The organism is Galactobacillus timonensis (assembly GCF_900240265.1).
In the GTDB taxonomy this organism is placed as follows: Bacteria; Bacillota_I; Bacilli_A; order Erysipelotrichales; family Erysipelotrichaceae; genus Bulleidia; species Bulleidia timonensis.
This window is the reverse complement of sequence record NZ_LT964739.1, coordinates 1,896,686-1,915,875: the sequence shown is the minus strand read 5'-3', so window position 1 is coordinate 1,915,875 and position 19,190 is coordinate 1,896,686. Positions and strand designations below refer to the sequence as shown.

Sequence of the window (19,190 nt, the reverse complement as noted above, 5' to 3'; positions counted from 1 at the left end):
CTCATAAAGCTTCCTCCTTCATCTTCTTCACAGCATCCGCCAGATCCTCGATCCTGACGGTCTGCTGATCCTTTGTGCCTGCCTTCTTGATCACCGCATTGCCTGCTTTGGCCTCATCCTCACCGATGATGACGATTGCCCCGGCACCAGAGCGATCGGCGCTCTTGAACTGCGCCTTCATCGAACGCGGCAGAAGATTTGCTTCTACGATCAGACCCTGAGAGCGCAGCAGCTCTGCACAATGCAGCGCTTCCTTCTGCACATTGCCAAGGGACATAACGTACACATCTGCAGCCGGATCGCCAGGGAACGGGTAACCCTCATCCTTAGCGAGCATGAGCAGACGCTCCATGCCGATCGCAAAGCCCATGCCGCTTAACTGCGGTCCGCCGAAGTACTCCACCAGATGGTCGTAGCGGCCGCCGGCAAAGATCGTTGACTGAGCGCCGGCATCCTCCCGGGTACTCTTGACCTCGAACACCGTGTGCGTGTAATAGTCAAGCCCGCGCACCAGACGATCATCGATCTCATACGGAATGTTGAGCGCATCCAGCGCTGCCAGCACCTGGGCAAAGTAATCCTTCGACTCCTCATTTAGATAGTCGCCAAGACGCGGCGCATCGAGAAGAACCTGCTTGCCCGCATCTTCCTTGCAGTCAAGAATCCGCAGCGGATTCTGTTCCAGACGCCGGTGGCAGTCTCCGCACAGCTCATCGATATGCGGCGCAAAGTATTCCTTCAGTGCCTGACGATAGGCGGATCTGGAGGCGTCATCGCCCAGTGTATTGATGCACACCTTGACCGACCGGATACCGAGAGACTTGACAATATCAATGCCAAGGGCAATCGTCTCCGCATCCAGAGCCGGACTCTTGGCGCCGATGTTTTCAACGCCGAACTGCGTAAACTGCCGCTGGCGGCCCTTCTGCGGACGCTCGTGACGGAACATCGGTCCCATGTAGTAGAACCGTGCCGGCAGTTCCATCGTCCCGTACAGCTTGTGCTGATCAAAGGCACGGATGACACCGGCCGTTCCTTCCGGGCGCAGTGTATATTCCTTCTCATCGCCGAAGGAATACATTTCCTTGTTGACCATGTCGCTGGAATCATTCTGACGGGCAAAGACATTGGTTGCCTCAAAGTACGGTGTCCGGATCTCCCGGTAGCGATAGAGCCGGCAGATTTCACGGATCTTCTGCTCAGCTGTGTGCCAGGGCCCGATCTCGTCGGGAAGAATGTCGTACGTGCCCCGCGGGGTCTGATAGTTCATGCTGAATCTCCTCTCTAAATAAAAAGCAGGCATCCATACAAGGACGCCTGCGCGTGGTACCACCTTTGTTTGCAAATGCAGTTTCTGCATTTACCGCTTGGATGACGGTAACGTCGTCGGCGGACCGGTTAAGGCCGTTCTCCAAAGTGTCTATCAACTGTGATCCTGTATGCTTGCACCGGACGCATACTCTCTGGAAGGCTTCGCAGAAGCTCCTCTTCTTCTAAGAACATCCTGATTATATCCGATTTTTGAGGCTTGGCAACGATCAATGCGCCTCCCGTTCCACGCTAATGACACCCTCCACCTTGCGGATATTGGCGATCGCCTGGGTCAGCTGCGCAAGATCGTGAACCTGAATTGTCAGCCGGACCGTGGAAAGCAGCTTCTCCTGGTTCACGTTCGCCCGAACATTGACCATTGGGGCACGCGACTGGGAAACGGAGGTCACAATATCCGTCAGAAGGAAGCTGCGATCATGGGCAAGAATGCGAAGCGTCGAATCATAGAGACGGTTGGCATCTTCCTCTTCCCATTCAACGTTGATCAGACGTGCATCCTGTCCCTTAACGTTGGGGCAGTCTGCCCGATGAACACGAACGCCTTCCCCCTTGGTCACAAAGCCGACGATCGGATCACCATATACCGGCAGACAGCACTGGGCAAGCGTGATCTTCATCGACTCGATGCCCGGAACAACGATGCCGGTACGGGTCATGATGTGCTGCTTCGGTGCCGCCGGCTCATTCATCAGACGGCTCAGGCCGCATCATCATTCAGCGGCCGCTTCTGATTGGTCAGTTTTTCAACGACGGTAACCGGGGCGATGATCTTGGTCGCAATGTCATACATCAGATCGTTGTAGGTCTTCACCTGCAGCTGGGTCAGACTGTCTTCGATCTTCTTTTTCTGCATGTAATCCTTCGGATCGAAGCCGCGCTTCTTCAGCTCATCGGTGAGAATCTTCTCGCCGTCGGCGACCATCTGTTCCCGCTTCTCGTTTTCCTTCTTTGCAAACCAGGCCCGGATCTTGTTCTTGGCCTGGTTGGTCTTGACGATCTTAAGCCAGTCTTCACTCGGCCCGGTACCCTTGGCTGTTCTAATCTGAACAACGTCGCCCGTATGCAGCTCGGTATTCAGCGGCACCAGTGCATCGTTGACAATGGCGCCGACCGCTGTATTGCCGACATCGGTATGAATGCGGTAGGCAAAATCAATCGGCGTCGCGCCGTTAGGAAGATCGATGACCCTTCCCTTGGGAGTCATGACATAGACATTGGTTTCAAAGACATCCTTCTGCAGCGTCTCCATGTATTCGGACGCGGATTCATTGACATTGTCACCCGTCAGTTCAGCAAAATCACGGAACCAGGAAAGCTTGTCCTCAATTTCCTTCTGTTCCTTGCGGGCATCGTACTTCGAGCCTTCCTTGTAGCGCCAGTGCGCCGCAACACCGCGTTCAGCGATCTCATCCATCTCTTCCGTACGGATCTGTACTTCAAAGATCTTGCCCTCATCGCCGATGATCGTTGTATGCAGCGACTGGTACATGTTCTGCTTCGGAACGGCAATATAATCCTTCAGACGGCCCGGAATCGGCTTGTACTTTGCATGAATATAGCCAAGGATCTCATAGCAGTTGAGCTCCGTCTTGGTGATGATGCGGATCGCAAGCAGGTCCAGAATCTCGTCGAAGCGCTTATGGCGAACAGTCATCTTGTGATAGATCGAATAGAGGTGTTTCGAGCGGCCGAAGATGCGGAACTGAATATTATGTTCCGTTAACATCTCAGAGATTTCCTGAATCATCTTCTGAACGCTCGCATCGCGCTCCGTCTTTTTCATTTCAACCAGATGCGCGATTGTATAGTATTCGGTCGGGTTCAGATAATAGAACGCAAGATCCTCCAGCTCGTTCTTGATCGCACTTAAACCAAGCCGGTGCGCAATCGGCGCATAGACATCCAGCGTTTCCGCAGAGATGCGCTTCTGCGCCTCGGGAGGCTGATACTGCAGCGTGCGCATGTTATGGAGACGGTCCGCAATCTTGATCAGAATGACGCGGATATCTCTTGCCATGGCGATGAAGATCTTCCGGTGGTTGGCCGCCTGGTACTCCGGATCGTTCTTGCCCCGATACTGCAGAGCACTGACCTTGGTCACGGCTTCGACAAGATCCGCAATTTCCGGACTGAACTGAGCGGCAAGCTCCTCCTTACTGATGCCGGTATCTTCAATGGTATCGTGCAGATAGCCGGCCGCAATCGTACTCGGGCCGCAATGAAGACCTGCCAGAATATAGGCGACATTGGTCAGATGAACGACATAGGGCTCCCCTGACTTGCGCATCTGCCCCTCATGATGCTCATGCGCATAACGGCATGCCTTTTCAATCAGTGCAAGCGAATCCGGATTGCTGATGTAGGTCTTAACCTGATCCATCACCATTTCATCCGTTACATTTTTAGCCTCTTTCGCCATGCAATCCCCTTTTATTGCTACTTATTGTAATCGCATAACGGCCAAGAAACAAAATCTGCGCCTGTTTTTCCTGCAGAACCGCAAAAAAGAGACCTCCGAAGAAGTCTCTCAATAAGGAATTGCTCAGTGATCGCTCAGGTGCATCAGCGCCTTGACATCATAGCCTTCCTGCTCCAGCGTAACGCGGCCGGGCAGACCATCCAGCTCAATGACGAATGCACATCCGGCAACAACGCCGCCAAGCTTCTTAACCATCTCAGCCGTCGCCTTTGCTGTACCGCCCGTTGCCAGCAGGTCATCAATGATTACAACCCGCTGTCCCGGCTTGACAGCATCCTTGTGCATGAACAGTTCATTGGTTCCATATTCCAGCGAATAGCTTGCCGAAATCGTTTCACGCGGCAGCTTGCCCGGCTTGCGTACCGGAACAAAGCCGATGCCCAGTTCATAAGCCGTCGGGCATCCGAAGATGAATCCACGGGATTCCGGTCCGGCAATCAGATCAGCGCCAACACTCTTCGCATACTCTGCAAGCTGCCTGACTGCTTCCTTGAACGCTTCCCCGTCATCAACCAGCGGAGTCACGTCACGGAACAGAATGCCCTTCGTCGGATAATCCGGAATTGAAGCGATGTAATCCTTGAGATCAATGGCCATAATTTCTATCTCCCTCGTTTTTCAACATCAGAAAAACAACGTGCTCATTATACAACAAGTGCTCTTTCTCACAAGACACCGCTGCTGTTTTACTCGACAAAATCCGCAATCTGAAGCTGAACACTTGACGCACCGCGCCAGGTATGTATGCCCGGGCGGCCGATAACGGCACGGATGTTTTCGGGAACCTTCAGTTTCTGATAGCCGAAGAAGACACCTTCAATCGGTCCGGCATCACTGCCGATCATCACCTTCGTTACCTTCGGTCCTTCAACAATCCGCAGAATCCGCGGATGCTCAATCGCAACCATCCCGCGCCCGAACTCCTTCGGCCAGGGGTCCAGCCGCTTCAGATCACGCACCTCATCCAGCGTCAGATCATCCGCATCGACAGCTGCTGCAGTTTCTTCAGCTTCCTGATACTCATATCCGCTTTCTGCCATTTTGGCTTCCACCTTGGCACGAAAAGCCGCCAGATCCGCCCTGGCAAAGGCAAGCCCCACGGCCTGTTCGTGCCCGCCGAAGGCCGTCAGTTCATCAAAACCGGACGCGAAGAAATCAAAGAGGTTGAAGCCCGGAACCGAACGTCCGCTCCCCTTGATCAGATCCTCATGTCCTGCCAGCACCAGTGTCGGACGATGATGCCCATTGGCAATCCTTCCCGCCACAAGGCCGCAGATTCCTTCCGCAAAGCTTTCATCATAGAGAACATAGAACGGAGAATCATCCAGCATTGTTTCAGCCTTGCTGTTCATCATCTCACTCAGTTGCTTGCGGCGGCTGTTGATCGTCTCAAGCTGCGACGCATAGCGGCTGATTTTCCCCGGATCCTTGCACAGAAGATAGGGAACCAGTGTATTCACATTGGAAAGATCATTCATCCGCCCCACGCTGTTGAGACGCGGAACCGCCTGAAAGCCCGCGGACTCATAATCCATTTCCCTTCCCTGCAGCAACGGGAGAATTGACGGCGCAAAACCGCTGTTGACGGCCGCAAAACCCGCCTTGACGATATGGCGCGTCTGTCTCCACAGGGGCATCACATCACCCACCGCTGCCAAAGACGCCAGCGCCGTATGCAGCTCCACCGTACCAAGAAGATTGCGGCTGATTTCCAGCGCCACGCCGGCACCGGAAAGATACCTGTAGTCCTCTTCCATCAGAGTCGGATGAACAAGAAGACCGGTTTCCACCTCTTCTTCGATCTGATGATGATCCGTCACGATCGTTTCCAGACCAAGCTCCTTTGCGCGGATCAAAGCCGCATGCGCCTTCACGCCGTTATCAACGGTGACCAATAAGGAATAGCCCTTCTGCACTGCAAGCTCGACCGTCTTTGGCGCAAGACCGTAGCCTTCCTTGAAGCGGTCCGGAATGTAGTAGCCATTGACAATTCCAAGCCGGTCCAGCGTATCCTTCATGATTGCCGTCGCACATACACCATCGCAATCATAGTCGCCCGCAATCATGACCTTCTCATGGTTTGCGCCAGCTTCTCTGATCCGCCGGCATGCGGCCGCAATGCAGTCCGCCTGACTCGTGGACAGGCTGATATCATCGCTCAGCAGCTGCTGTATCTGCTCATCGCTGGCACCACAGGCACCAAGCAAAGCCCCGGAAAGTCTTCCGACACGATAGTGACGGCATACCGCATCCACGTCACTTGAAATGATGTTCCACTTCATCCGCCGACCGTCAGCTTTCTAAACGCATCGCCGCGCTCCTCAAAATTCTTGAAGTGGTCATAGGAGGCAGCCGCCGGTGAAAGAAGACAGATCATGCCTTTTGCTGTCACTTTTCTGGCGGCAGCGACAGCTTCCGCAAGATCATCCACAAGGATTACACGCTCCATGTTTGCATTCTTCTGCTGCAGCTCCTGATAGATGCGCTTTCCGCTTGCATACATCAGGATGACATGCAGTGAAGGATGCGCCATCAGGCAGTCCTCAAGTTCGCCATACGGAATACCGCGATCCATTCCGCCGATCAGCACGGTATTTACTTCAGGCAGAGTCTCGAGTGCCTTGATCGTCGCCTGCCCGATCGTTGAGATCGAATCGTTGATATAGCGGATCCCGTCCTTTTCGCCCAGATCCTCCAGCCGGTGTGCCAGCGGATGGAATGTGTTCAATGCATGAAGCACACTCTGATCCGAGATGCCGAGTGTCTGGACTGCCGCAAAGGCCGCTGCCGCATTCTGGTAATTGTGTTCTCCCAGCAATGCACAGCCGCTGGCATCGAGCGTCTTGCCCGGAATGATCAGTGTCTTTCCTTCCGCACGCACATCACTGCCAATGCGGATCAGATCCGGCCTCTCTTCTTCAATTTCTGGAATGGATGGATCCGCGATCAGAATATCTCCCGCCTTCTGATGACGGTAAATATTCGCCTTGGCACGGCCATAGGCTTCAAAGGTTCCATAATGGTCCAGGTGTTCGGGATAGAGATTCAGAAACACCGCGACATGCGGCGAATACGGGCAGAACTCCAGCTGATGGCAGCTGATCTCGAAGGCCGCATAGTCCCCCTTCTCCATGCCGTCAATCGCCTCAAAACAGGGGGTACCGATATTGCCCACCAGGTGCACCGGCTTTTCTTCCTTCATCATTGCATAGACAAGACTCGTCGTTGTTGACTTGCCCTTTGTTCCGGTGACGCCGATCGTATGATCCGCATAGTGCTTGAGAAACAGCTGCGTTTCTCCGGTAAGATGCGTGCGGTCAACGTCCCCGCCCACAACAATGCCGGGTGCCTTAAGAATCAGGTCAAAGGCAGAGAAATCAACTTCCTGCTGCGGCTTCACTTCGGCATAGGGATGATTGTTCCGGGCACTCGCCAGCGCCTTCTCACTTTCATCACAAATAACCGGTTTCAGATCAGGGCAGATCCTGTGAATGAATTCAACGGAAGCCTTTCCTTCCCGGCCATAGCCCCAGATCAGAATCCGATGTCCCTCAAACTCATTTTTCCAGCTCCCGGCACTCATTGTTTCATCTCCTTCAGTCTTTCCTTAAGAAGGACCTTGAACGCGTCAGGCAGACTGTTTTCATCATTCCAGTTGTCCCAGCTGACCCGCCGGTCACGGTATGCCTCATAGTAAGGCGTCTTCTGATATTCCCGGTACAGAAGAGGCAGCGGTCTGTTTTTCTTTTCATATCCTGCAATGGACATGCAGATGGCGGTATTGACCTCATCCCGCGTACCGACGCATTCAAACGGCTTGTTATCCTGCATGCCGGTGAGCTGCTCAAACAGATCCATCATGTCCGGATCATTGAGCATGTCGGCATGGAAAATTGAAACCAGATCCTCATGATCAAGATAGGCGCTCAACATCAGGCACACAAACAGACATTTCGCACAATGACCGCACCACGTCTCCGTTTTCTGTCCCACATTGCAGGAGCGGAATACCGAATGGTACTGCTTCAGACGCGAGAAGATGCCGGCAATCTGCAGCTCCGACAGCGGACGCAGAAACGAGAAATACAGCACCGGCGCCTGAATATACCTGGCCGCATACCACTGAAAGTCCTTCTCAAAGCCATAGGTCTTTGAATACTGGTGATTGACCGTTGATCCTTTGATCGTCGACTCATTGGCGCTCGCCTCATTGGAAAGGCAGATGTAGCTCTTCGCGTAAATGATCGCCGCTAACGTACTGGCAAAGGCCGCAAGCGCCGAAAACGGCGTATGTCCGTTCAGATAGCCCTGCTTGTTGAACTCCAGCATCCGGCAGTCCAGCGTCCGCTCCGCGATGATCAGCCTCTCGCCGGTATAGCCCGCCGCAATCGCACTGTGACGGGCGGATGCGATCGGATTGATGATGAACGCAAGATTGTCATCAAACTGTGGCGAAAGGACATCAAGCGTAACGAAGGAATCCTTTCCTCCCCCGACAGGAATGAGGTTTCCCGAGAATTTCCTGATATCCTCTTTTCCCCCGGCCTCTTCGCCAGTGGAGTTGAGATTCATGAATTCCTGCGGATCCGCCGCAATTTGATTGCGATAGAAGAATTCCCCCAGCCCGTTGAAGTACAGTTTCTTCCACCAGGCGATCTGCTCAGGATCGAGACGCCCGCATTCCACGATGACATCCGGTGAACAGGTCAGCTTCCAATAGCTGATCAGTTCGATCATGCCAAGCGAAAATGCCGCATTGCGCACCGAAGACAGATCGCTGTACGTCATCGGAGTCTTCGGCTTTGAAAGATAAAACTCAGGATTGAAATGCGAAAGCCCCTCAATCTCAAAATCAAACCGCAGCTGGATTTCCTGCTCCGATTCCATTATTTCATAGTCATGAAAATAAAAACGCGGATAACGCTTTCGCAGCTCTGTTACATCCATGTTCATTTCTCCCTGCCCCCGATCCTATCACAAACCCATTTCCGAAAACAGGCAGCTCCACTGAGCTGCCTGCATAGCCTTATGCGTTGATGCCCTTGATCGTATATTCGTCAAGCGCTTCCTTCTTGACTTTCTTAACCTTCTTCGGCTTGTCCTTCTTATGAATGGTCCGCTGATACCAGATGTACGGAGCCACAAAGATCGACGAGAACGTACCTGAAACCATACCGACAAACATTGCAAAGTCGAAGGTGAAGATACTCTTTGCGCCCATGAGCAGCATGAACAACACCGGCAGAAGCGTCGTAATCGAAGAGAACAGCGACATCTTCAGCGTATCGTCGATAGCCTGGTTGGCAAGGGCCGCCGGATCCAAAGCCCCCTTGGATTTCTTCGCCTCACCGACCATCTCACGGATGCGATCAAAGACAACGATCGTGTTGTTGATGGAATAGCCGATGATCGTCAGCAGAACCGAAATGACACTTGTATTGACTTCAAAGCGCAGAATTGCAAACGCACTCAGCGTAATGAGCACATCGTGCACCAGTGCAACCAGCGCACCCAGCGAATAGCTCCACTCATAGCGGAAAGCAACATACGCCAGCATCATAACCCATGCCACAATCGTCAGAATCAGCGCATTGCGCACCAGCTCATGACCAACCGTCGGAGTCACAACGTTATCGCCCGGCTCCTGGCCGTACTTCTCATTGAACGCTTCCTTGATCGTCGTAAGATCATCCGTCGTCAGCGACTGCTTCGTCGTCGCATATACCGTTGAATCACCGGCCGACTGATAGCTGAAGTCCGAATAGCCAAGCGTCTCAAATTCGCTTTGGACATCGTCAATTGTAATCGGCGAATCCGATGTAACAGTAATCTGGGTACCGGATGCAAAGTCGATGCCGAGATTCAGGAAGCCGTCTCCTCGAACCGCTCCGAAGATTCCGCAGCAAAGAGCGACCAGCAGAACAATAACAGAGACACGGATGAACTTCGGTGAATTGCCGATCCAGTTGCGTCCCCGCTTGATGCCATAGTAGAACTGCTCCTGTCCCTTGGTAACATCCGGGATCTGATCCTTCTTTACGCCGAAGAACTGCGGCTTGTTATCGCAGATGCCGGAACCGGACAGCAGGTTCAGCAGCAGCTTCGTAAAGCCAACGTTCAGCAGAAGCGTCATCACAGTCGTGATAATCAGCATCGTGGCAAAGCCCTTAACTGAGCCATTGCCCCAGATGTACATGATCAGGGCCGAAATCAGCGTCGTAATCTGACCATCGAAGATTGCCGAATAGGACAGCTTCTGACCTTCCGCAATCGCCGTACGTACCGGATGCCCCTTGTAGAGCTCCTGGCGCATACGCTCAAACATGATGATGTTCGCATCGACCGCCATACCAACGCCAAGTACCAGTGCCGCAATGCCTGTCAGCGTAAACACCGCACCGATCGCACTGTAGATGCCGAATACGCCCCACAAATACAGCGCCAGCATGACAGCAGAAACCACACCTGCCAGCTTGTACTGCCAGATCATGAACAGAATGACAGCCAGAACGCCGATCGCACCGGCAATGACCGTCGCATGCAGCGCATCCGCACCGTATTGTGCCGATACAACGTTCGAGCTGATCTCAGTCAGCTTCACCGGCAGAGATCCGGAATTGATCAGCGAAGCCAGAGTTGAAGCTTCTTTTTCGGTAAAATTGCCTTCGATAATACAGTCACCGCTGATGGTGCTTTTGACACTTGCCGCTGAAATGTAAGCAGGTTCTTCACCGGCAGCCGCCTTGGCAGCCTCCGTCTTGTAGGAATCCCCTTCTTCATAGTCCAGCCAGATGACCATGATGTTATCACCGGACGACTTCTGTGAAATCTCGGAAGTAATCTCAGCGAACTTGCTCGTATCCGCAATTTTCAGCGAAACAACCGGCTTACCATCCTGATAGGCAAGCGAAGCACCGCCCTCCTGCAGAATGCTGGAATCCGCCAGCTCATTGTCATCCACATCGCGGAACGTCAGATTTGCCGTCGTACCGATCATCTGACGCGCAGTTTCCGGATCCGCAACACCGGCCAGCTGCACACGGACACGGTCGTTTCCCTCCACCGTGATCGTCGGCTCACTGACACCGAGTACATTGATACGCTTCTGAATGCTGTTGACGACCGACGTCATATCAATGTCTGCCGTCGAAGATGAATCCAGCGGTTCCACCTGATACAGAATTTCAAAGCCGCCGACCAGATCCAGGCCAAGGTTCAGACTGTCCTTGATCGCATTGAATGTCGTGCCGATCAAAACGGCAATGGCTGCCACAATTACCCAGAATACAGCCAGATTTTTCTTATTGCTTTTCATACTTCGATCCTCTTCATCCTCCCAGCAGATCACTGAAATCCGAAAGCTTGCACCTGCTGCCTGCCTTGATCGCCTGAACTGACAGATATCGCACAATATCATTCGTCGTCAGCTTCATCACCTGATCCGCGGCCTGTGCCAGTCCAACCGGAACGTGATCTTTCCAGAGCACATCGTTCAGATAATCTTCCAGATTTTTATAAGTCAGGTGCGCCAACCCTTCCCGCTGCAGCTGCTGCAGCTTGACAACCATAACCATCTGCACCTGTGTGTTGTCCGTATCAAACCGATCGTTATCCATAATTCAAAAGCAGACACATCCCCCAGTAACCTGATTATTATATCTGAATACCTGTTCCTTAGCGAAATAAAATCCGCCTTAGTGCAGGCCAACCCAGCAGCCGATTGCCGCAAACACCGCTGCCCAAAGCCAGAAGCGATGGACAACCTGCGTATCACTCATGCCCCGCATCAGAAAGGCATAGTGAATCGGCGTATACACAAATACCCTGCCATGACCGGTGCGTACCGAGATCTGCTGAATGATCACACACACCGTCTCAATCACAAACACCCCGCCGATCACAATATAGGCAAGCTCCGTATGCAGAACCATGGCAATCGCGGCCAGCACACCGCCGAGCGCCAGCGAGCCTGTGTCTCCCATGAAGATCCGGGCCGGCTTCACATTGAAGTGAAGATAAGCGGCCAGGGCCCCCATCAAACACCCGCAGAAAATGGCAATTGAAACATTCCCCTCAACCAGAGCGATGACCAGAAACGCAGCCAGCGCACATTCGGTACAGCCTGCCGAAAGGCCGTCCATGCCATCGGTCAGATTCACTGCATTCGAACTTCCCGCCAGCATCACTACGGCAAGAAGGCCGTAGAGGATGCCCATATTCCAGTAGATCTTTGTAAAGGGCACATGGAGAATGCCATCATGATGCATCTGGAAGAGAACATAGAAGATGACGGCGAAGACCACCTGCAGCGCCATTTTCTTTTTCGGCGAAAGACCGGCATTGGAATGACGGCGAATAATCAGGCGATCATCAAGATAGCCGATCAGACCGTAGCCGGCAAATGTCAATAGAACAAGGAGAAGATCCCTGTCACCAAAGGAAGCCGGCGCAAGAAAGAGAACCAGAACGACCGGTACAAGGATGAAAAGGACGCCGCCCATGATCGGCGTCCGGTTTTTCTGCCTGTATTCCTTCAGACTGTAGGAGCTGACCGTCTGATGATAGTGTCTGGATTGCAGCCAGCGGATCCAGTACGGCATCAATGCCAGTACCACAACAAACGAAATAAGCATCCCCAGAACAAGCCGTATCCACATAGAAAAATCCCCTGAAAACCATGCCATTATAGACCGGAGAATCAGCCGAATTCAACCTCGATCTCCGTCCCCTTTGTTACCGTTGTGCCCGGCTCAATGTTCTGCGAGATTACGGTTCCTTCCCCGCTCAGCTTGAAGCCGAACTGAACCACCTGCCACAGCGCCGTCACATCACGCCGCGACCAGCCGGTCAGATCCGGCATCACAAAGCTGTTGGTATCTGTAACAAGGAACACATGCTGACCACTGTATACAGTCGAACCTTCCGTCGGATACTGATTGATGACCGTGTCGCCTGCGCCAAGTACCAGAACATCTGCCTGACTGTCAGCAAGCTTCTCCTCAGCATACGAAAGCGAATGGTTGATCAGCTGCGGCATCTCGCTGCGGATTGCCGTAACTGTTTCTGCAGTTTCAGTGGAAGATTCGTCGCTGCTGTCACTGCTTTCTGACAGGCCGAGCTTCATTGCCACCGTGCGCAGCACATGGACCGTTGCCTCGGTATAACGATGCGCGGTGATATTGTATGGCGCCTCGGAAGCGTAATACACCATGACCTTCGGATCGTCGGCCGGAAGTGCTGCCATGATCGAAACAATTGTAATACCCGACTGGTAGGAACCGTTGATTGCGACCTGCGCTGTTCCGGTCTTGGCCAGAAGGCCGCACTCCGGAATCTTGTAGTGACGCGCCGTACCGTTTTCGTCCGTAACGACCTTGGCCATCAGTTCCTGCATCCGCTTGGCTGTTTCTTCCGTGATCGGTGTGCCGGTAATCTTGGTCTGGGCCTGATAGATCACATGGTTGGAATCGTAAGGATCCCGGATCGATTCAATGTAGTACGGCCGCTTCATCGTACCGTCGCCGAAGATTGCTGAATATCCCTGCAGCATCTGCAGCGTTGTGACCGTGGAACCCTGCCCGTAAGCAAGCGCCAGTTTCTCGTAAGGCCAGGTAAACATCAGTATCCCGGTTTCCTCCGCCATACCATCACTGCTGACCGGCTGGAAAAAGCCGAACTTCTTCAGATAGGAAAGATCGGTATCCGGTGTGATGAGGCGGTTTTGAATCTCGGCCACAACAACGTTGGACGAGAGAATAAAGCCCTTGTCATACGTGATCATGCCCCAGTTATGGTTATCCGAATTGATGACCGGCTGAAAACTGGAATATTCCGTACGGATCGGATTGTTGCTGGCATCGACCGTGTAATAATACGGTCCCGAGTAAACCTCATCATCCCCGTTATACACCCCCTCGTTCATGGCTGCCGCCCAGGTAAATGCCTTGAAGGTAGAACCCGGTTCATACGGAACCTCAGCCCCATAGTTGTTGTAGTCCGTAATCTCGAGCGTATTGGGATCAAAGGAAGGATACTGGCCCCAGGCAAGAATCTTGCCCGTCGCAATCTCCATGACCGCACCCCAGATGCGCCGGGAATGGAAACGCTCCTCCGTCATCTGGAAGGCCTCTTCCAGAGCTTCCTGAATATCCTGATCCAGCGTCGTATAGACATCGCAGCCGTTGACAGCCGCCTGCGTCTCTTCGCGCATGCCGGGCAGAATATAGCCGTTTTTATCCGCCTGATAGATCCGGTAGCCGTCGGTACCCATCAGATAATCATTCAGATACAGTTCGGTGCCCATCTTGCCGACCGTGCTTCCGCTATCATCCGACTGCGCAAAGCCGATCAGATTCGACGCAAACGTCCCCAGCGGATAAACACGCTGAATACTGTCGGTCCACTCAATGCCCGGAAGATTCAGAGCATCGATTTCATTCTTCACCGACTCCGAAACATTGCGGCCCGCCGTCCCAAGCTCCGTCTGATAAACATTCTGGTTCAGATAGCCGAGAATCGTATCCTTATCAGCCGAAAGATACTTGGCAAGCTGCTCCGCGGTCCCCTCTTTATCCTGAACATAGGCGATCTGGCCCGAAACAGCCGGACGGCTCGGATCAAGGATACAGACAATGTTATAGGTACGGTTATCTTCGGCAATAATCGTTCCGTCCGAAGTATAGATGCGTCCCCGCATCGCCTTCGTCACTTCCGTTACCGTATTGGCACTGTCCGCATATACGGAAAGATCGGTCCCGGAGCGAACATGGACCTTCAGAACGGTAACGAAAAAGACATTAGAAGCCAGCAGAACCATGACCGCTAATGCCGCAATGAAAATCAGAAGAATCGTGAACGATCCTCTGTTTCTTTTTCGCATCAGGACTTACTCTCCTGTGTCCGTTTTTGTGATCGTAACAATATTGCTTTCATCCAAAGACAGCCCGCTGTCACCCGCAATGGTATTGACACGATCTCTATTATTCAGCGTATTGACTTCAACTGCAACTGCATCATTCTGCACCTGCAGGGTCGAAATCTGCGCTGCAATCTCCTGCTGCCGCGTGGAAAGGGAATTGTTATAGGAACGCAGAAACAGAGCGCTGCCCAGATAAAGAATGGACGCAGTCAAAAACATGATGAACGATACACTCATCAGCCGAAATCTCTTTTTTCTCTTCTTGATCGTCCGCTTTGTCATTTCTCTGCCTCTTTTGTTCGCTCAATGGCCCGCAGCTTTGCGCTGTGAGCACGGTGATTCTCATTCAATTCCTCTTCATCCGCTGTGACCGGTTTGCGCGTCACCAGCGCAAACGATGCTTGCTCGATCTCGGATTCAGGAATCGGAAGCTTCGGTGCCACATAGGGAACCGAAGTCAGATCACGGAAATAGTCCTTTACGATCCGGTCTTCCAGAGACTGGAAGGTAATCACTGCCAGCCGCCCGTGCAGCGCAAGCAGATCTGCCGCTTCGCTCAGTCCCTGCTGCAGAGCCTCCAGCTCGCCATTCACTTCAATGCGAAGCGCCTGGAAGGTTTTCTTGGCCGGATGTCCCTTGCGGTTGACTTCCCTTGCCGGCAGTGCTCTGCGGATGATGTCAACCAGCTGCAGCGTCGTATCCACCGGATGCTCTGCCCGCTCCTTGACAATCATGCGGGCAATGGAGGAAGCGTAGCGTTCTTCTCCATAGGTATGCAGGATCCGTGTCAGCTCCTGCTCCCTGTAGGTGTTGACCACCTGCCAGGCATCCTTTGACTGACTCTGATCCATACGCATATCCAGCCTTGCGTCATAGCGATAGCTGAAGCCCCGGGACGGATCATCGAACTGCGGCGAACTGACGCCGAGGTCCATCATGACTCCATCCACCTTCGTAATGCCAAGTCTGTTCAGCGCTTCCTTCATTGTCCTGAAATCGCCATGGATCAGTGTGATCCGATCCATCTCATCCTTCAGAACCTCCCGCGATTCCTCAATGGCTGTTTCATCTTTGTCGAAGGCGTAGAGATGTCCGCTCGTCAGCTGCTGTGCAAGCACTTTGGAATGGCCGCCGCGGCCCAGTGTACCGTCCACGTAGATGCCTTCCGGCTTTACCTGCAGCGCAGCGATTGTTTCATTCAGAAGAACACTCTGATGCTCCATCATTTCAGAAACTCCGTCAGACTTTCCGCCAGATCATCGAAATTCTCACCGGTGGAATTGTTATACGCATCCCACTTGGCTTCATCCCAGATCTCGACATTTTCGCCAGCACCGATCACGACGCAGTTCCTGGAAATGCCGGCATAGCCAAGCAGGGAGGAAGGAATCTGGATTCTTCCCTGTCCGTCAAACTGCTGCTGGCTCGCACCGCTGGTAATAAAGCGCGTATACGCTCTGGCCGCCTTATTGGTTGACGGCAGCTTTTCCAGCTGTGCTTCCTGTTTTTCCCAGGCTGCGGCGGTATAGATGCTCAGGCATCCATCCAGCCCTCTTGTTAAAACAAAAGTGTCACCGATCTCACTGCGAAGGCGGGCAGGAATGATCAGGCGGTTTTTGTTATCCAGAGAATGTCTGTATTCACCGGTGAACATCTCCCACTTTCCCCCACTTTCTGACACTTTCTACCACAAGTCTACCATTCAGCCTTTGAAACGCAACGGTTTTTTTATGATTTTCTTAAGGAAAGCCGGGAAGGCATGAAAAAAGGCGGGACCTTTCGGTCAATGGCGTTAAGTTAAGGGCTTGAAAAGCCCTGATATCTGTTGCAGTTGGCATTCTGAGCCACACTGATGATTGAGATGATCAACGGTGTGGCTTTTCTTCCGGATCGTGTGATCAAAACTGACACATTTTGCCAANCAATGGCGTTAAGTTAAGGGCTTGAAAAGCCCTGATATCTGTTGCAGTTGGCATTCTGAGCCACACTGATGATTGAGATGATCAACGGTGTGGCTTTTCTTCCGGATCGTGTGATCAAAACTGACACATTTTGCCATAACGAAAAGGGCAGAGCGATTGCCTGTCACGAAAATCGGTGGATTTAGGTTTGCGGATGTTTTATACTCTGATCGTTAGGCAGATCTATACGTAAACAACTTTGCGGATTGAGAACGTATATTTCTAACAAACGATCTTCCTGGTCTGATTGGGATCAGGAACTTTTTTATTCTGAGTATCAGCTTCTCCTCATCAATATGGCCTGCAAGATACTGCCTGATATTTGTCACAGCAGAGCTGAAATTGAATCTGTACTCATGTATGGTGGCTGACTTTTCTGACGGCACGGCTGCCACAATGAACTGGCAGAGGTTATACAGAATTGTCCGCGCATAGATTTCCTGATAAAGAAACTGTATGTTTCTGCCATGAAATTCGGTAAGCCCGATAGTATATTTCAACTCGCGAAAACTTCCTTCAATGCCCCATCTTTGGTGATACAGCTCTTTCATTACGCTGATCGGGAACTGATCTCCTGGCAGGTTGGTAATCAGGCATTCATAAGTATCGTCGGTGATTTTGAATCGTACTGCCCGAAAATTCAGATAATACGATTCTTCTTCGATGGGAAGAAATCGGAAGACCTGATTATTCATGATACGGACATATTTTTCCGGATGCCGCTTTACTTCATTGGTCTGCAGTCTGGTAATTTCTTTTCCCAGATCAAGGTCGAACTCCTCATCCTTCAAATTCATGGTGCTGAGAATCCCATTGCTTGAGATATCTTTGACGCGAATGATGTATTTTATCTGGTTCTCAGTGAGAAATGCCAGCAGCTGATATTTCTCATAACCGCGATCGGCAATATAAATGAACTTTCCATATTTCTCTGCATTCTTTTCAAGCATTTCTTCTGCGGCATTGGGCTCATTTGATTTGGCTGCTGTATCAATCTCAATGTCGGCATAACAGCGATTCAAAACATCGTATAACGCATTCAGATGAAGCTGATTAAAGCCTCGTGCCATTCCGTTCTGGATATGATAAGTCTCACTGTCTTCCGGATTATATGGAATATTGATATCGGATCCGTCGGAAGCCAGAAGTCGATATCCCTGAAACCGATTGTTGACGTTAATACTGTCAGTGAATAAAGTGAATACCCGATACAGCGCCCGGGGATCCAATTTCCGCCGCTGTTGAATGACAGCAGAAACAGATGGAGGGACCTCCATATCAGTGAAATAATCTCCGATCTCAGAAGATAATGATTTGGATTGGAACTGGATCAGGAATTTCATGAGTTCTTCCGGCGGCAGCTTACGCTTGCGGGTGAAATCAAACCCGGGAGATTTGCAGTAGCAGCCAATAGAAGAAGACACATAGTTGATCGCATCATTGAGATGCTTATGAACAGCGCCCAGCGAATAGTGATAGGAAACCATAGTCGAAAAATACCCCCTACAATTTCCTTCGGATTGTCTAAAAATTCCGGCGTTCAGCCTGTCAAGTGCTTTTTTGAAAAAAGTGCATGTTTATGCATTTTCTGATGCTTTTATGTAAGTGATGAAAACATCTTGGCATAGCACTTTGCAAAATAAAAAACACTCGCCATATTTTGAAACGAGTGTTTCTTGTCAGAAGTCAGTGTTTCCTGTTAACTTACTGACATTGACCTTTCGGTCTCGCCTTTTCACCTGAACAATCAATGCGCCGGCTTATGCGTTTTCTTTCGCTGCCGATGCATCAGCACCGGTGTAGCCGCACTGCGGGCAAGCATGATGAGGCTGCTTCCAAGCGCCGCATGCCGGGCACTTCTCCAGCTTCGGAGCTACCAGCTTATAATGCGTTCTTCTCTTTGCGGTTCTTGTTTTGGAATTTCTTCTCTGCTGTACTGCCATATCGCCTTACACCTCCTGTTATTCTTTTTCCTCTTTGAATTCCTGGAGCTTCGCAAGGCGCGGATCAATCGCATTCTTCTTGCTGCTCTCGTATTCTTCTTCCGTAATCACTCTCCAGCCGTCACCGGAAGGATAGTCCTGCGGATCGACGTCAGTCACCTGCAGCGGCGCTTCCATCAGAATGGCATCACGTACCGCCGGCATCAGATCAATGACATCATCTGTAACGACGCGGATATCTTCATCCTCATCCTCTACCGGTTCAAAGGCATAGGTCTCGGACGCATCCGTTTCAAAGGGAACCGCAATCTGACGACCACTGATCGCATCCATCACAAGCATGCTGCCCGTAATGTGAAGATCCGCGTAGAAACGGTTTTCATCTGTATCAAGGAATCCCGTTCCCGACACGTGAACATCCCTGGCACCGTCAATCAGGCTGAACCCGTCAAAGGCATCCTCAGGAAGAACCGTATCCTCATCGACTGTAACGTTGAAATTTCCACTTTGAATTAATTCACTCCGCGACCATTTCACGCCCAGTATCCCCTTGTTCG

General features: G+C 51.8%; 17 protein-coding genes. All 17 read right to left on the bottom strand.

The features are described from left to right. Position 1: 1 nt before the first annotated feature. A complete protein-coding gene (gene hisS, locus C1714_RS09065; protein WP_102342867.1) occupies positions 2-1,270 on the bottom strand; it encodes a histidine--tRNA ligase in 1,269 nt (422 codons plus the stop codon). Between the two features lie 268 nt (positions 1,271-1,538). Next, positions 1,539-2,021, bottom strand: coding sequence for an ACT domain-containing protein (locus C1714_RS14675; protein ID WP_425349052.1), 483 nt, complete (start codon positions 2,019-2,021; stop codon positions 1,539-1,541). A gap of 8 nt (positions 2,022-2,029) precedes the next feature. Next, positions 2,030-3,751 carry a RelA/SpoT family protein gene (locus C1714_RS09060; protein ID WP_425349051.1) on the bottom strand — a complete coding sequence of 574 codons (1,722 nt, stop codon included), beginning with the start codon at positions 3,749-3,751 and terminating at the stop codon, positions 2,030-2,032. Between the two features lie 123 nt (positions 3,752-3,874). Further along, positions 3,875-4,402 carry an adenine phosphoribosyltransferase gene (locus C1714_RS09055; RefSeq protein ID WP_102343198.1) on the bottom strand — a complete coding sequence of 176 codons (528 nt, stop codon included), beginning with the start codon at positions 4,400-4,402 and terminating at the stop codon, positions 3,875-3,877. A gap of 95 nt (positions 4,403-4,497) precedes the next feature. Beyond that, positions 4,498-6,093, bottom strand: a complete 1,596-nt coding sequence (locus C1714_RS09050) for a single-stranded-DNA-specific exonuclease RecJ (RefSeq protein ID WP_102342866.1) — start codon at positions 6,091-6,093, stop codon at positions 4,498-4,500. Continuing rightward, positions 6,090-7,394: a UDP-N-acetylmuramoyl-L-alanine--D-glutamate ligase gene (murD, locus tag C1714_RS09045; RefSeq protein WP_102342865.1), complete on the bottom strand. Its 1,305-nt coding sequence runs from the start codon at positions 7,392-7,394 to the stop codon at positions 6,090-6,092. Before murD ends, C1714_RS09050 begins: the two co-directional genes overlap by 4 nt. Further along, positions 7,391-8,758, bottom strand: a complete 1,368-nt coding sequence (locus C1714_RS09040) for a MurL-like N-terminal domain-containing (RefSeq protein WP_102342864.1) — start codon at positions 8,756-8,758, stop codon at positions 7,391-7,393. Before C1714_RS09040 ends, murD begins: the two co-directional genes overlap by 4 nt. Positions 8,759-8,837: 79 nt before the next feature. Further along, positions 8,838-11,126, bottom strand: coding sequence for a protein translocase subunit SecD (gene secD / locus C1714_RS09035; RefSeq protein ID WP_102342863.1), 2,289 nt, complete (start codon positions 11,124-11,126; stop codon positions 8,838-8,840). Positions 11,127-11,139: 13 nt separating this feature from the next. Continuing rightward, on the bottom strand, positions 11,140-11,427 hold the full coding sequence (locus C1714_RS09030; protein ID WP_102342862.1) for a post-transcriptional regulator: 288 nt from the start codon (positions 11,425-11,427) through the stop codon (positions 11,140-11,142). A gap of 78 nt (positions 11,428-11,505) precedes the next feature. Further along, complete coding sequence (mraY, locus tag C1714_RS09025) at positions 11,506-12,468, bottom strand: phospho-N-acetylmuramoyl-pentapeptide-transferase (protein ID WP_102342861.1); 963 nt, start codon at positions 12,466-12,468, stop codon at positions 11,506-11,508. A 41-nt stretch (positions 12,469-12,509) separates the two neighbouring features. Further along, the gene (locus C1714_RS09020; RefSeq protein ID WP_102342860.1) at positions 12,510-14,690 is read right to left on the bottom strand and encodes a penicillin-binding protein; all 2,181 of its coding nucleotides are present in this window, start codon (positions 14,688-14,690) and stop codon (positions 12,510-12,512) included. A 6-nt stretch (positions 14,691-14,696) separates the two neighbouring features. Further along, positions 14,697-15,011: a hypothetical protein gene (locus tag C1714_RS09015; protein ID WP_102342859.1), complete on the bottom strand. Its 315-nt coding sequence runs from the start codon at positions 15,009-15,011 to the stop codon at positions 14,697-14,699. Continuing rightward, positions 15,008-15,955, bottom strand: coding sequence for a 16S rRNA (cytosine(1402)-N(4))-methyltransferase RsmH (gene rsmH / locus C1714_RS09010; RefSeq protein WP_102342858.1), 948 nt, complete (start codon positions 15,953-15,955; stop codon positions 15,008-15,010). The genes C1714_RS09015 and rsmH overlap by 4 nt, the downstream gene beginning before the upstream one ends. After that, on the bottom strand, positions 15,952-16,383 hold the full coding sequence (mraZ, locus tag C1714_RS09005; protein WP_102342857.1) for a division/cell wall cluster transcriptional repressor MraZ: 432 nt from the start codon (positions 16,381-16,383) through the stop codon (positions 15,952-15,954). The genes rsmH and mraZ overlap by 4 nt, the downstream gene beginning before the upstream one ends. 480 nt (positions 16,384-16,863) lie before the next feature. After that, positions 16,864-18,177 (bottom strand): IS4 family transposase, encoded by a 1,314-nt coding sequence (locus C1714_RS09000; protein WP_102342856.1) that lies wholly within the window; start codon positions 18,175-18,177, stop codon positions 16,864-16,866. 273 nt (positions 18,178-18,450) lie between these two features. After that, entirely contained in the window at positions 18,451-18,633 is a 183-nt protein-coding gene (rpmF, locus tag C1714_RS08995) for a 50S ribosomal protein L32 (RefSeq protein WP_102342855.1), read from the bottom strand. A gap of 18 nt (positions 18,634-18,651) precedes the next feature. Beyond that, positions 18,652-19,170 carry a YceD family protein gene (locus C1714_RS08990; RefSeq protein ID WP_102342854.1) on the bottom strand — a complete coding sequence of 173 codons (519 nt, stop codon included), beginning with the start codon at positions 19,168-19,170 and terminating at the stop codon, positions 18,652-18,654. Between the last annotated feature and the right edge of the window lie 20 nt (positions 19,171-19,190).

What these genes read in the sequence shown, in the direction of transcription:
- hisS (WP_102342867.1), bottom strand. Translation starts at nt 1,270, where the DNA reads ATGAACTATCAGACCCCGCGGGGCACGTACGACATTCTTCCCGACGAG.
- C1714_RS14675 (WP_425349052.1), bottom strand. Translation starts at nt 2,021, where the DNA reads ATGAATGAGCCGGCGGCACCGAAGCAGCACATCATGACCCGTACCGGC.
- C1714_RS09060 (WP_425349051.1), bottom strand. Translation starts at nt 3,751, where the DNA reads ATGGCGAAAGAGGCTAAAAATGTAACGGATGAAATGGTGATGGATCAG.
- C1714_RS09050 (WP_102342866.1), bottom strand. Translation starts at nt 6,093, where the DNA reads ATGAAGTGGAACATCATTTCAAGTGACGTGGATGCGGTATGCCGTCAC.
- murD (WP_102342865.1), bottom strand. Translation starts at nt 7,394, where the DNA reads ATGAGTGCCGGGAGCTGGAAAAATGAGTTTGAGGGACATCGGATTCTG.
- C1714_RS09040 (WP_102342864.1), bottom strand. Translation starts at nt 8,758, where the DNA reads ATGGATGTAACAGAGCTGCGAAAGCGTTATCCGCGTTTTTATTTTCAT.
- secD (WP_102342863.1), bottom strand. Translation starts at nt 11,126, where the DNA reads ATGAAAAGCAATAAGAAAAATCTGGCTGTATTCTGGGTAATTGTGGCA.
- C1714_RS09030 (WP_102342862.1), bottom strand. Translation starts at nt 11,427, where the DNA reads ATGGATAACGATCGGTTTGATACGGACAACACACAGGTGCAGATGGTT.
- mraY (WP_102342861.1), bottom strand. Translation starts at nt 12,468, where the DNA reads ATGTGGATACGGCTTGTTCTGGGGATGCTTATTTCGTTTGTTGTGGTA.
- C1714_RS09020 (WP_102342860.1), bottom strand. Translation starts at nt 14,690, where the DNA reads ATGCGAAAAAGAAACAGAGGATCGTTCACGATTCTTCTGATTTTCATT.
- C1714_RS09015 (WP_102342859.1), bottom strand. Translation starts at nt 15,011, where the DNA reads ATGACAAAGCGGACGATCAAGAAGAGAAAAAAGAGATTTCGGCTGATG.
- rsmH (WP_102342858.1), bottom strand. Translation starts at nt 15,955, where the DNA reads ATGATGGAGCATCAGAGTGTTCTTCTGAATGAAACAATCGCTGCGCTG.
- mraZ (WP_102342857.1), bottom strand. Translation starts at nt 16,383, where the DNA reads ATGTTCACCGGTGAATACAGACATTCTCTGGATAACAAAAACCGCCTG.
- C1714_RS09000 (WP_102342856.1), bottom strand. Translation starts at nt 18,177, where the DNA reads ATGGTTTCCTATCACTATTCGCTGGGCGCTGTTCATAAGCATCTCAAT.
- rpmF (WP_102342855.1), bottom strand. Translation starts at nt 18,633, where the DNA reads ATGGCAGTACAGCAGAGAAGAAATTCCAAAACAAGAACCGCAAAGAGA.